This window comes from Micromonospora sp. DT81.3 (genome assembly GCF_049847225.1).
GTDB lineage: Bacteria > Actinomycetota > Actinomycetes > Actinomycetales > Microbacteriaceae > Microbacterium.
Map to the genome: position 1 here is coordinate 1 of NZ_JBNCNY010000010.1, position 13,578 is coordinate 13,578.

Here is a 13,578-nt window from a genome sequence, read left to right on the forward strand (position 1 = left end):
TCACGCGGTGACCGTCGCTACGTCCGCAGCGACACGGTCACCGGGGGGTTCGTACACCACCATGCCGGACGCAACCAACCGCTTCGCAACACGAAGCACGCTGGCCCAAACGCGAGACGGTGGTTTTTGAAGAGTGGGGTCTCAGAGCTGCGGTGGAAGAGCCCGTCGGATCGCCGCCTCCCGTTCGCTGAGCGCGCACAGCGAGACGAAGCGTCCCCCGCTCGGCAACCGCTTCACGCGACGAAGCGACCTCCGTCAGAGACCGGAACTTCCGTCGCGAGCATCCCTTCGCATCGGCGGGGACCGGCTATTCGACGCCCTTCGTCTCGCGGCGCTCGCTGACGGACGGGAACCTCGGCTGGTCAGCGCCCTTCGTCTCGCTGCTCTCGCTCAGGGACCGCAACCTCGGCCGCTGGGGCTTTTCGCTTCACATAGCTCGGCGCTGAGCGCGCAGCAAGACGAAGTGTCGCTGCGGGACCAGGGGGCGCGGTCATCGATGCTCATGAGCCGCAGCTCTTCGCCCCGGGCGAACCTGAGAGCCGCTCCGGATTCCGGCGGGTAGCCTGTAAGCCGCCCGGTGGCCGGGCAGCCTGAGAGGAGGCGCCGGTGTTCGACAGTCCGCTCTCCGCGTCCGCCTACCAGGTGCTGGGCGTCGACCCGGACGTCGACGTCGAGGGCCTCCGCAAGGCGTACCGCCTGCGCCTTCGCCAGACGCACCCGGACACCGGTGGCGACGCCGCCGTCTTCGTGAGCGTCCAGCGCGCGTGGGAACTCGTCGGCACCCCCGAGGCACGGGCCGCGTATGACCGCGGGCATGGGTTCGGAGCCACACCGCCGCCCGCCGACTGGTCCGGATGGCGTCCGGCGCCGCGTCCGCCCGCCGACACGCGGCCGAAGGCGCGGTCCCAGGGCCAGCCGGGCGGCTGGCGCCGCGAGCGCTACCTCGACCTGATGCGCGAATGGGTCGGGCGCGGCGTCGCCCTCGATGACCCGTACGACCCGGCCCTGGTCCGGCGGGCTCCGCGGGAACTGCGGCGGATGCTGGCGGACGCACTCGCCGAGGAGGCCACCGCTCGCGTCGTCTCCGACCTCGGCATGGGCTTCACCGTCTGGCACGATGTCGCGGCTGCCGGCCGCGGCGGCGGCAACGACGACAAGCTCGACCACATCGTGCTCAGCCCGTCGGGGCTCTACGCCGTGCTGTCGGAGGACTTCGGCGGCCCGGTCGGCGTCCGCCGCGGCGAGCTCACGGGCGAGGGCGTGGACGGGTCGCCCGTCGCCGACCTGCTCGGCCGCATGCGTGTCGTGGCCAGGGCGGCCGGCGTGCGCTTCGGCGGAGCCATCGTCGTGCTCCCGGATGAGGACCTCGACCAGGCGGTCATCCCGCTCGGCCGCGTGCGCGGCATCCCGGTCGTCGCGGTGGCCCGCGGCGCGCTCGGCAACCTGCTGCGGCAGGGCGTGCCGGGCGCCCGGTCGATCGGCGGCAACGAGATCTTCGACATCCGCACCCGCCTGCAGCAGACCGTCCGCTTCGTCTGACACTGCAACGGCACCTGAAGCACGCCCGCAACCCGACCCCCTGCCCTCCACCCGTGGTTACGCTTTGTGGATGCCGGGCGACGCGTTGATCGGTCCGGTCGAGCCGCCGGACCTGCACGTCATGACCTACAACATCCGGCGGCGGGCCGCCCGCGTCTCACCCCGCAGCCCCGACTACGGCCCCCGGCGCCGCCCGCTCCTGCGCGCCATCCTCCAGCGCGAACTGCCGACGATCGTCGGCATCCAGGAGGCCATGCCCGATCAGGTCGCCTTCGTCGCCGACGTGCTCGGACCTGCGTACCGGGCGGTGGGTCGGGGGCGCAACCCCGATGGCAGCGACGAGCGGTGCGCCATCCTCTACGACACTCGCCGGATCGCCCTGGAGAGCTGGAGTCAGCTCGCGCTGTCGGACACCCCGGATGTCGCGGGCTCGAGAACGTGGGGAAACCTGCTGCCCCGCATGCTGGTGAGTGCGAACCTGATCGACACAGCCACCGGCATCCCGTTCCGCGTGCTCAACGCGCACCTCGACCACCTCTCGCGGGCCGCGCGCGCCCGCTCCGCCGAGATGATCGTCGATCTCGTGCGTCGGAGCGACCGGCCGACCCTCGTGCTCGGAGACATGAACAGCGATACTCGATCGGCCCCGTACCGCACCCTGACATCCGGTCCGCTGCGCGACGCCTGGACGGCCGCCCGGGCCCGCCTCACACCGGAGTGGGACACCTTCTCGCGATACCGAGCACCGAAGACCGGGGGCAAGCGCATCGACTGGATCCTGGTGAGCGACGCGGTGACGGTGGATGCCGTCGGCATCAACGCCGTGCGCTTCGATGGCGCCGCGGCGTCCGATCACGAGCCGGTGCAGGCGCGCATCCGCTTCGAATCGACGGCCCTTTCCTGATGCTCGCGATGGCGTGGGATCGGGCCGCCCCGGTTCCACGCCGCCTACGCTTGGGGGGATGAAGGCGACATTCCTCCGGCCGGCTCGCGGGGTCGCGGAGCTCTGTGCGGATGGCGTGCGCGTGCTGGGTGTGCTGAGCATCATCGCCGCCATGATCTGGTGGTCGCCGGTGGATGTCGCGGTCTTCGCCCTCGTGCTGCTGGGTCTGGTGATCCCGCGCTTCCTCGGCATCCGCCCCGCGCTGGACGCGGCCTTCGGGATCGCTCTTCTCGTCGCCGGCTGGAGCGCCGTTCTCGACACGTACGCTCAGGTGCGCTATTGGGACCTCGTCGTGCACTTCGCGCTGAACGGACTTCTCGCTGCGGTCCTCTACATCCTCGCCGTGCGGCTCGCCGTCGTGCCGGATCCCGCCACCGAACAGGTTCCCCGCGGTGCGATCGTGAGCCTGACGGTGGCGTTCGGGCTCGCGGCCGGCGTGGTCTGGGAAGTCGCCGAGTGGGCGGGCCACACCTTCGTGGACCCGACCATCTACGTCGGCTACGAGGACTCGATCGGCGACCTGGCGGTCGGCGGGCTGGGAGCGCTGGTGGCCGGACTGGCCGGCAGATACCTCTCGGCCGAGAGCCGCTACATCGCGACACCGGTGCGCCTGAGCTCGACGAGGTCGTGACGCCCGGCGAAGCCGCGTCGGTACGCTGACCGCATAGATCCGATCGTCCCCACGCTCTCGATCCTGTTGCTCTCGGTGATCGCGTTCGTCAGCGGCCTGGTGCCGCTCGCCATCGTGGCCATCGGGGTGTCGCTCGCGCTGTTCCTGACCGGCGTGCTGACCCTTCCCCAGGCGCTTGCCGGTTTCGGCGACCCCACCGTGCTCTTCATCGCCTCGCTCTTCGTGGTGAGCGAGGCCCTGGTTGCGACGGGCGTCACGGCATGGCTGGTCAGCAGGTCATCGGACGCGCGGGAAGCGGACGATTCCGGCTCACGGCGATCATCGGCGCGCTCGTTGCGGTGCTCGCGGCCTTCATCAGCATCAACGGCGCGGTGGCCGCGCTGGTTCCCGTGGTCGTCGTCGTTGCGGTGCGGGCGAAGATGGTGCCGTCCAAGCTGCTGATGCCGCTCGCGTTCGCGGCGAGCGCCGGGTCGCTGCTGACGCTGACCGGCACTCCGGTGAACCCCATCGTCTCCAGTGCCGCCGTCGATGCCGGCGGGCAGGCCTTCGGGTTCTTCGAGTACGCGCTCGTCAGGCCTTCCGCTGACCGTGCTGTCCGTGCTGTTGATGGCCGCCTGCGCCGACCTACTGCGACCAGACCGCGAGCTCGTTGCCCGCCGGATCGACGAAGTGGAACCGCCGCCCACCGGGGAACGCGTAGATGTCGTGCAGCACCGTGCCGCCCGCGGTCGTCACGCCCTCGCGCGCCGCCTCGAGGTCCTCGACGTAGATCACGACGAGCGGCATCCGCTGCTGATGCTCGTCTGCGACCGCGTTGATGCCCGCGACCGTGCCGCTGTCCGACGTGTCGAGATATTCGCCGTAGTCGGTGAAACCCCAGCCGAAGGCGCTCTCGTAGAACGCCCTGGCGGCGCGCAGTGCGCCGGCATCGCCGGCGGGGAACTCGACGAGATCGATCTGATTGTGCTTCGTCATGACATAGGCGTAGCATGACCCGGCGACATCCGCGGCCCGGCACCGAAGGCGGGCATCCGGGGGATCGTGCACGCGGGACCCCCGCCCTCTTTCCGCCCTCAGCGGACGACGCCCCCGATCACGCGAGCGTGTCGGCGGTTCGTGGCACGCTGGAACGTCGGCGTCGCCCGCACACATCAATCCTCGCCACCCCCCTTTCGGAGACTCCCGTGCTCGGCAAAATCCTCTTCCAGTACTTGAAGCAGTACCGGTGGCTCCTGCTGGGGGTGCTGGTCTTCCAGTTCATCTCCGCCATGGCGTCGCTGTACCTGCCGCGGCTCAACGCCGACATCATCGACAACGGCGTCTCCAAGGGCGACACCGCGTACATCTGGTCCACCGGTTCGGTGATGCTGGCGATCTCGCTCGGCCAGATCGTCGCGGCAATCATCGCGACGTACTTCGCCGCCCGGGCCGCGATGGCGGCGGGGCGCGACATCCGCCGCGACGTCTACGAGAAGGTGAGCGGCTTCTCCGAGCGCGAGGTCTCCAAGTTCGGGCCCGGCTCGCTCATCACCCGCAACACCAACGACGTGCAGCAGGTTCAGATGCTCGCCATGATGGGCGCCACAATGCTCGTGACCGCGCCGCTGCTGGCGATCGGCGGCGTGATCATGGCCGTCCAGCAGGATGCGCAGCTGAGCTGGCTCATCGCCGTCTCCGTGCCGCTGCTGCTCGTGTTCGCCTTGGTCATCGTCAGCCGGATGGTTCCCCTCTTCCGCTCCTTCCAGAAGAAGCTCGACGCGGTCAACCGCGTCATGCGCGAGCAGCTCACCGGCGTGCGGGTGGTGCGGGCATTCGTGCGCGAAGACATCGAGGAGGAGCGGTTCGCCGTCGCCAACACCGACATCATGGTCGTCGGCCGCAAGGTGGGCTCGCTCTTCGTACTGCTGTTCCCCGTCGCCATGCTCGTGCTGAACGTCACCGTCGTCGGCGTGATCTGGTTCGGCGGCATCCAGGTGAACGAGGGCAGCGTCGAGATCGGCACCCTCTTCGCCTTCATGCAGTACGTCGGTCAGATCCTGATGGGCGTGCTGATGGCGAGCTTCATGACGATCATGATCCCGCGTGCCGCGGTGTCCGCGGAGCGCATCGGCGAGGTGCTCGCCAGCGAGTCCACCCTGACCCGCGCCGAGAACCCGGTCACCGAGTTCCCGGAGCCCGGATCGGTGGAGTTCGACGACGTCGAGCTGACCTATCCCGGAGCGGAGTTCCCCGTCGTGCGTGGCATCAGCTTCCGCGCGGGCAAGGGCGAGACCGTCGCCATCGTCGGTTCGACCGGTTCGGGCAAGACGACCCTCATCTCCCTCATCCCCCGCCTGTTCGATGTGACGGGCGGCGCGGTGCGGGTCGGCGGCGTCGACGTGCGCGATGCCGACCTCGACGAGCTCTGGAAGGGCATCGGCCTCATCCCGCAGCGCCCCTTCCTCTTCAGCGGCACCATCGCCTCCAACCTGCGGTTCGGTCGCGAGGAGGCGACCGATGAGGAGCTCTGGAAGGCACTCGAGATCGCGCAGGGAAAGGACTTCGTCCAGGAGATGGACGGCCAGCTCGGCGCGCGCATCGCCCAGGGAGGCACAAACGTCTCCGGCGGCCAGCGCCAGCGCCTGGCGATCGCGCGCGCGATCATCCACCAGCCGGACGTGCTCGTCTTCGACGACTCGTTCTCCGCCCTCGACCTGACGACCGATGCCCGATTGCGGCAGGCGCTGTGGCGTGAGCTGCCGGATGTCACCAAGATCGTCGTCGCCCAGCGCGTCTCGACGATCACGGAAGCCGACCGGATCGTGGTGCTCGAAGACGGGCAGATGGTCGGCCACGGCACCCACGAAGAACTGTTGAACACGAACGAGACGTATCGCGAGATCGTCCAGTCCCAGCTGGGGGTAGAGGTATGAGCACGCCGGACACCCTCACAGAGGAGGAACGCCTCGAACTCGAGCTGGCCGAGCAGGCCAGGCAGAATTCCGGCGACTGGGACAGCGTCAAGCCGGGCAAGGCCGCGGACTTCGGCAAGAGCTTCCGGCGGCTGATCGGCCTCCTCCGGCCGCACGCCGTCGCGTTCACCTTCGTCTCGATCCTCGGCGCCATCGGCGTCGTGCTCGCCGTCATCGCCCCGAAGCTGCTGGGTGAGGCCACGAACATCGTGTTCGAAGGGGCGGTCTCCAACTCCCTCGGCGCGCAGTTCCCCGCAGGCACGTTGCAGGAGCAGGTCGTCACCGCGCTGCGCGCCGCCGGGCAGACCGATATCGCGAACATCGTGGGCGAGATGAACGACTTCGCGGTCGGCGCCGGCGTCGACTTCGAGGCGCTCCGCATGGTGATCGTCGCCGTCCTGGCGATCTACGTCGTGTCCTCGTTCCTCAGCTGGATCCAGGGCTTCGTGATCAACATCATCATGGTGCGCACCATGTGGCGCCTGCGTGAGTCGGTGGAAATCAAGATCAACCGGCTTCCGCTGTCCTACTTCGACAAGGTCCAGCGCGGCGAACTGATCTCCCGCGTCACGAACGACATCGACAACATCACGCAGACGATGCAGCAGTCGCTGTCCTCGGTGGTGACGTCGGTGCTCACCGTGATCGGCGTGCTGATCATGATGTTCTCGATCTCCTGGCAGCTCGCCCTCGTCGCCCTCGTGTCGCTTCCCCTCATGGCCGTCATCTTCGGCGTGATCGGCCCGCGCTCGCAGAAGGCGTTCAACACGCAGTGGCGCAAGGTCGGTCGCCTCAACGCCCGCGTCGAGGAGTCCTTCTCCGGTCACGCGCTCGTCAAGGTGTTCGGTCGCGAGGCCGACTCGCGCGAGAAGTTCCAGCTCGAGAACGAGGAACTGTACGAAGCGAGCTTCAAGGCGCAGTTCCTCTCCGGCATCATCATGCCCGGCATGATGTTCATCGGAAACCTCACCTACGTCGGCATCGCGGTGCTCGGCGGACTGATGGTCGCCAACGGACAGCTGCGCCTCGGCGACGTGCAGGCGTTCATCCAGTACTCCCAGCAGTTCACCCAGCCGCTCTCGCAGCTGGGCGGCATGGCCGCGGTCGTGCAGTCCGGAGTCGCCTCCGCCGAGCGCGTCTTCGAGCTGCTGGATGCCGAAGAGCAGGAGCCGGACTCGGTCGATGCGCCGGACCCCCTCGACGGCGAAGGAGTCATCGAGTTCGAGAACGTGCGCTTCTCATACACCCCCGAGCGCCCCCTCATCACGGACCTCTCGTTCCGGGTGGAGCCTGGCCAGACGGTCGCGATCGTCGGCCCCACGGGTGCGGGCAAGACGACACTGGTCAACCTGATCATGCGCTTCTACGAGCTCGACGGCGGCCGCATCCTGCTCGACGGACAGGACATCGCCGAACTGACGCGCGACGACGTGCGGTCGCGCACGGGAATGGTGCTTCAGGACCCCTGGCTGTTCGCCGGAACCATCCGCGAGAACATCCGGTACGGCCGCGAGACGGCCACGGATGAGGAGGTCATCGAGGCGGCCAAGGCGACACGCGTGGACCGGTTCGTGCACTCCCTTCCGGAGGGCTACGACACCGTCCTGGACGAGGAGGCGTCGAACGTCTCGGCGGGCGAGAAGCAGCTGATCACGATCGCCCGTGCGTTCGTGTCCCAGCCGTCGGTGCTCATCCTCGACGAGGCGACGTCGTCGGTCGACACCCGCACCGAGCTCCTTCTGCAGCACGCCATGGCCGCGCTTCGCGAGGGCCGCACGTCCTTCGTCATCGCGCACCGTCTCTCCACGATCCGCGACGCCGACCTCATCCTCGTGATGGAGCACGGCGACATCGTCGAGAAGGGGACGCACGAAGAGCTGATCGCGGCGGAGGGCGCCTACTGGCGCCTCTACCGCTCGCAGTTCGAGCAGGCGGCCGCCGAGACCGATGAGCAGCTGGCGCGCATGGAGGCCGACGTGGCAGACGTCTCCGGCGCGGAGGAAACAGCAGGAGCCGCCTCCTCGTCGTCGTGACGCGCAGGGAGTAGGTTCGGACTCGCAACAACCTGTGAGAGGACACCGTGCCGGAGCTGCTCCCGTCTTGGCGCGACACCGCGACGCGCCGCGCCATCATCGACTTCGTCGAGTCGGTGAGCGGCGACGGCGCCGACGCGGTGCCGATCGCCGAGCGCATCGCGGTGTTCGACAACGACGGCACGCTCTGGACCGAGAAGCCGATGCCGACGCAACTCGCCTACATCGTCGAGAAGTGGGCGGCCCATGCGCAGCACGACCCCTCGTTGGCGGAGCGCCAGCCCTACCGGGCTGTCGCAGCCGGCGACCTGGGGTGGCTCGGAGCAGCCCTCGACAAGCACTATGCGGGCGACGACGAGGATCTCCGGACGATGATCGGCGCGCTGGTGTCCCTGACCGACGGAGTCAGCGTCGAGGACTACGAGAGCGAGGTCGCCGCGTTCTACCGCGATGCGATGCACCACGTCCTGCGCCGACCGTACGCGGATGTCGTCTATCAGCCCATGCTCGAGCTGCTCCGCTATCTGGAGCAGCACGGCTTCACGTGCTACATCGTCTCCGGCGGCGACCGCGATTTCATGCGTCCGATGACGGAGGCGGCCTACGGCATTCCCCCTGAGCGGGTCATCGGCTCGGCGCTGGGGCTCGCGTATGACGCGGAGGCGAACGTCGTCCGCTACGGGGCGTCCTTCTCCTTCATGGATGACGGGCCCGAGAAGCCGGTGCGGATCTGGTCGCGCATCGGGCGGCGCCCCTTGTTCGCGGGCGGCAACTCGAACGGCGACATCCCCATGCTGAGGTTCGCTCACTCAGCCGACCGCCCGGGTTTCTCCCTGCTGATCCACCACGACGACGACACGGGGCGCGGCGATGACCCCTACGACAAGGGCGCCGAACGGGCGCTCGCGCTCGCGAGTGCCGGGCGCATCACCCGGGTCAGCGTCAAGCACGACTGGAGCACCGTCTTCCCCCCGGAGCCCGCGAGCTGACCGCGGCGCTCCCCCACCAAACAAGAAAGGGTCCGACATGGGCTTCTCCGATTACCTGGTCTGGCTGTTCTGGGCGTTCATATGGATCTCGTTCATCTGCGTCGTCATCTTCATCATCTTCGACCTCTTCAGCGACCACACCGTGAGCGGCTGGGGCAAGGCGGGATGGATCATCCTGATCTGCTTCTTCCCCGCGCTCGGCGCGCTGATCTACCTGATCGCGCGCGGCAAGGGCATGGCCGAGCGGCGGGCGTACGGGCGGGAAGAGGTCCGCGAAGACGACGACTACAAGCCGAGAAGGTTCGACAATCCGGCCGACGAGATCAGCAAGGCGAAGGCGCTCGCCGACCAGGGCGTCATCAGCCAGGGCGAGTACGAGGCGATCAAGGACAAGGCGCTGAGGGCAACCGGCTGATCACCGTGGATAGTCTCGAGGGGTGACCATCCCGACGGCCCCGGCCCCGAGCCGCGCCACCTGGCTGCTCCCGACCTTCGACCGCTATCAGCGGGCGTGGCTCGCGCCGGACATCGTGGGCGGCATCTCGGCCGGGGCCGTCGTCGTCCCACAGGCGATGGCCTACGCGACCATCGCGAACCTGCCGGTGGAGGTCGGACTCTACACGTGCATCGTGCCGATGCTCGTCTACGCCCTGCTCGGCGGATCACGGGCCATGAGCGTGTCGACGACCTCGACGATCGCCACCCTCACCGCGACGACGCTGGTCTCCGCCGGAGTGGCAGCCGGGTCTGACGACGCCCTCGGCTCGCTCATGGCGCTCACTCTTCTGGTCGGGGCGATCCTCCTGCTCGCGCGGCTGTTCCGGCTCGGAGCCCTGGTGGAGAACATCAGCGGCGCAACCGTGCTCGGGCTGAAGATCGGCGTGGGGGCCACCGTCGCCGTCGGCCAGCTGCCGAAGCTGCTCGGGGAGACATACAACTTCTCCGGCCACGGTTTCCTGCGCTCGCTCGCCGCAGTGGGCGAGGCGCTCACCACCGTCAACTGGCCGACGATCGCACTGTCGGTCGCCTCGATCCTCACCCTCGTGCTGCTCAAGCGCTTCGCGCCGAAGATCCCGGGCACGCTCGTGGTGGTGGTGGGCGGCATCCTGCTGGTCGCCTTCGGCGGTCTCGCGGCGGCCGGGGTGAACCTCATCGAGCCGGTACAGGGCGGGCTGCCGGTGCCCGGCATCCCCGATTTCAGCCACCTCGGCGCCCTGCTGCCCGGTGCCTTCGCGGTGGCGATCATGGCCTTCCTCGAATCGGCGGCCGTGGCGCGCGGCATCCGTCGCACCACCGAGCCCCAGATCGACAGCGACCAGGAGCTGCTCGCTACCGGCGCCGCCAATGTCGCGGGGGCGTTCTTCACGACGATGCCGGCGGCCGGAGGCTTCTCGCAGAGCGCCGTCAACCAGAGCGCAGGCGCCAAGACCCAGCTCTCCACGCTCGTGACGGTCGCGCTCGCCGTGCTCGTCGCCCTCTTCCTCGGGCCCGTGCTGAGCCTGCTTCCCGAGGCGACGCTCGCGTCGATGGTGTTCGTCGCGGTGATCGGCCTGATCGACATCCCGGAGCTGGTGCGCTGGTCCCACATCAGCCCGCTCGATTTCTGGATGGCACTGAGCGTCGCGGTGATCGGGCTCGTCGCGGGGCTGCTCGCCGCAGTCGCGGTCGGCGTGGTCGTCACCCTCGTGCTGGTGCTGCGGGAGCTGAACATCCCTCGTCTCTCGGTCATCGGGCGGCGGGGCGACACCATCGCGATCCATCTCGGTCGCGCGCTCTACACCGCCAACGTGCTGGCGAACGAGCGCGCGATCATCGAGCTCGCGACCGCTCAGACTCCGCCCGTCGACGCGGTCGTGCTCGACCTCCAGCGCCTCGAGGCCATCTCGATCACGGTGCTCGATGCTCTCGCCGACCTCGACCGCGAGCTCGGCGAGCACGGCATCGCGCTGCACGTGGCTGCGCTGCCGGAGCGGGCGGCCGCCGTGGCGGCGAGGACGCCGTGGTTCATGATCCTCGACCACGAGCGCCGTGTGCACACGAGCGTGCAGGCCGCGCTGGCCGCGGCATCCGCCCCCTGACGCAGACCAGAACGACGAGGGACCGGATGCCGCGGCATCCGGTCCCTCGTCGTGTCACCCTGTGGTGCGGTCCGTCAGTCCCGTGCCATCGCCGCCGCGAGGTGCGCCTCGACGTCGATGTACGCATCGTCGGCGATGTCGAAGACGACCTTCGCGATCTCGCCATTCGTGAACTCGAACCTCGACCCCGCGTACATGCTCGAGACGGCGTCGGCGGAGTCGTAGCCGATGCACAGCCCCTCTCCGCACAGCGAGAAGTGCCCCATCACGGTCCGGATCTCCTGTTCACCGACCTGCTGGTCATCGATGTACAGCTTCAGGGGGCCGATGCCCTCCCGGAACTCGCCCATCCGCTCCTTCGTGAACTCGATGCCGATGATGTGCTTCCCCGAAGTGGGCGCCGGCGCCTGGATGCGGTCCTCGGGCGGGATGCCGAGGAAGTTGTAGGCGTAGGTGACCGTTCCGTCCTGGATGAACAGCGCGTGCCCCCCGAATCGGGACCCGTGAGCGAAGATGATGCCCTCGGTGGTGGGCGTCACGTCGACCTCGGCGAGGATCTTGTACGAGACGTTGTGCACGTTGGCCGCCGACCGCTCGGGCACCTCGGACGTGCCGGGGTAGTACACGAACTGACCGCTCGGTGGCGCCGGCTGGTGGAATTCCATCGCCACGAAGGTCTCGAAGTCCTTCGCGTTGCCGATGATCTGCAGGTCGTTCAGCGGCAGCACGTCGTTCGCCTTCGCCTCCTCGAGCCACAGGGCCTTCAGCTCCTCCAGCTTCTCGGGGTGCTCGGCGGCGAGGTCGTGCGCCTCGGCCCGGTCGACATCCGTATGGAAGAGCTGCCACACGTCGTTCTCGAACCCGGCGATGCCCGCCATCGGACCGTGCTCGGCGACCGCCTTCCAACCCTCGTGCCAGATGCCGCGGCTGCCCAGCATCTCGTAGTACTGGGTCTTCTTCTCGGTGGGCCCGTCGGCCTGGAACGTGTAACCCATCGAGATCCCCGCCAGCGGCTTCTGCTCGACCCCGGCGTACGTCTCGGGCATCTCCACCCCGCACGCCTCGAGGATCGTCGGCACGATGTCGGTGCAGTGGTGGTACTGCGAGCGAACCTCGCCCTGGGCGGCGATCTTCGCCGGCCAGTGGATGACGAGCGGGTCGCACACGCCGCCCTGGTAGGAGTAGCGCTTGAACATGCGGTACGGGGTCGAGAACGCCATCGCCCACCCGGTCGGGTAGTGGTTGTAGGTGTCCGGGCTGCCGAGCTTGTCGACGAGGCGCAGGTTGTCTTCGAGGGAGTCGGGGTACCCGCCGAAGATCTTGCCCTCGTTGACGGAGCCGTTCGGGCTGCCCTCGCCCGATGCGCCGTTGTCGGCGCAGTACAGGATGAGCGTGTTCTCGAGCTGGCCCGACTCCTCGAGGTAGTCGACGATGCGGCCGACCTGCGCGTCTGTGTATTCCGAGAAGCCGGCGAACACCTCCGCCATGCGGCAGAACATCGCCTTCTCCTCGTCGTTGAGCTCCGCCCACGGCCGCACGAGGTCGGTCTGCGTGAAGGTGCCGTCGGGCATCGGGTTCATCTGCGTGAGGTCGGTGTCGGCGGGCAGGATGCCTCGCTCGATCATGCGCGGCAGCACCCACTCGCGGTACGCCTCATAGCCGTCGTCGAAGCGGCCCTTGTACTTGGCGATGTACTCCTCGGGCGCATGGTGCGGCGCGTGATTCGCCCCGGGACAGAACCACATATACCAGGGCTTGCCCGGCTCGGTCTGCTTCACGTCGCGGATCATCTTGAGCGCCTGGTCGGCGAGGTCTTTGGAGAGGTGGTAGCCGTCCTCGGGCATGTACGGCTGGTCGATGTAGTGGTTGTCCTCGGCGAGTGAGGGGTACCAATTGTTCGTCTCGCCGCCGATGAACCCGTAGAAGCGGTCGTAGCCCTGGGCCAGCGGCCAGTTCTTCTTCGACGCCCCGGCGGTCCACTCGTCGATCGGGACGTTGTGGTTCTTGCCGACCCAGAACGTGGCCCAGCCGGCATCCCGGAGCACGTTCGCCATCGTGGCGTTCGTGGGCGGGATGTGCGAGTTGTAGCCGGGGAACCCCGTGGAGGACTCCGAGATCGTGGCGAAGCCGTTCTGATGGTGATTGCGTCCCGTGAGGAACGTCGAGCGGGTCGGCGAGCAGAGCGCGGTGGTGTGCCACTGGCTGTACGTCAGCCCACCCGCGGCCAGGCGGTCCATCGTCGGCATGTCGATGCGCCCGCCATAGGGCGACCATGCGGCGGTGCCCGTGTCGTCGTAGAGCACGACGAGCACGTTCGGCGCACCCTCGGGTGCCTTGCCGGGGAGGAACGCATCCCAGTCCGCGACGGAATCGCGGACGTCCAGCTCGATCTTTCCTTGGAACTCTCTGGCCAC

At 68.3% G+C, this 13,578-nt stretch carries 10 protein-coding genes and 1 pseudogene; 9 read left to right on the top strand and 2 right to left on the bottom strand.

All coding sequences use genetic code 11. From position 1 onward, the window contains the following. The first annotated feature begins 606 nt into the window (after positions 1-606). From ACPW96_RS18700 to ACPW96_RS18715, 4 genes and pseudogenes are all read left to right on the top strand, one after another. On the top strand, positions 607-1,539 hold the full coding sequence (locus tag ACPW96_RS18700; protein WP_425821161.1) for a DnaJ domain-containing protein: 933 nt from the start codon (positions 607-609) through the stop codon (positions 1,537-1,539). 70 nt (positions 1,540-1,609) lie between these two features. Continuing rightward, the gene (locus tag ACPW96_RS18705; protein ID WP_425884879.1) at positions 1,610-2,443 is read left to right on the top strand and encodes an endonuclease/exonuclease/phosphatase family protein; all 834 of its coding nucleotides are present in this window, start codon (positions 1,610-1,612) and stop codon (positions 2,441-2,443) included. A 58-nt stretch (positions 2,444-2,501) separates the two neighbouring features. After that, complete coding sequence (locus ACPW96_RS18710) at positions 2,502-3,113, top strand: hypothetical protein (RefSeq protein WP_425884881.1); 612 nt, start codon at positions 2,502-2,504, stop codon at positions 3,111-3,113. A gap of 126 nt (positions 3,114-3,239) precedes the next feature. Continuing rightward, positions 3,240-3,625: pseudogene (locus ACPW96_RS18715) on the top strand (SLC13 family permease); the annotation flags it as partial. Between the two features lie 112 nt (positions 3,626-3,737). Here the strand turns inward: ACPW96_RS18715 and ACPW96_RS18720 are convergent. Next, positions 3,738-4,088: a VOC family protein gene (locus ACPW96_RS18720; RefSeq protein ID WP_425821157.1), complete on the bottom strand. Its 351-nt coding sequence runs from the start codon at positions 4,086-4,088 to the stop codon at positions 3,738-3,740. 209 nt (positions 4,089-4,297) lie between these two features. On the opposite strand from ACPW96_RS18720, the gene ACPW96_RS18725 reads away from it, so the two are divergent. From ACPW96_RS18725 to ACPW96_RS18745, 5 genes are read left to right on the top strand one after another with little or no spacing between them, the layout of a single operon-like run. After that, positions 4,298-6,025, top strand: coding sequence for an ABC transporter ATP-binding protein (locus ACPW96_RS18725; protein WP_425821156.1), 1,728 nt, complete (start codon positions 4,298-4,300; stop codon positions 6,023-6,025). After that, entirely contained in the window at positions 6,022-8,097 is a 2,076-nt protein-coding gene (locus ACPW96_RS18730) for an ABC transporter ATP-binding protein (protein WP_425884884.1), read from the top strand. The genes ACPW96_RS18725 and ACPW96_RS18730 overlap by 4 nt, the downstream gene beginning before the upstream one ends. 47 nt (positions 8,098-8,144) lie before the next feature. Further along, positions 8,145-9,086 (top strand): HAD family hydrolase, encoded by a 942-nt coding sequence (locus tag ACPW96_RS18735; RefSeq protein ID WP_425884886.1) that lies wholly within the window; start codon positions 8,145-8,147, stop codon positions 9,084-9,086. Between the two features lie 37 nt (positions 9,087-9,123). Continuing rightward, positions 9,124-9,501 (top strand): PLDc N-terminal domain-containing protein, encoded by a 378-nt coding sequence (locus tag ACPW96_RS18740; protein WP_425884887.1) that lies wholly within the window; start codon positions 9,124-9,126, stop codon positions 9,499-9,501. 22 nt (positions 9,502-9,523) lie between these two features. After that, positions 9,524-11,164: a SulP family inorganic anion transporter gene (locus ACPW96_RS18745; RefSeq protein WP_425884889.1), complete on the top strand. Its 1,641-nt coding sequence runs from the start codon at positions 9,524-9,526 to the stop codon at positions 11,162-11,164. 74 nt (positions 11,165-11,238) lie between these two features. On the opposite strand, the gene ACPW96_RS18750 is transcribed toward ACPW96_RS18745, so the two are convergent. Continuing rightward, entirely contained in the window at positions 11,239-13,578 is a 2,340-nt protein-coding gene (locus tag ACPW96_RS18750) for an arylsulfatase (protein WP_425884891.1), read from the bottom strand.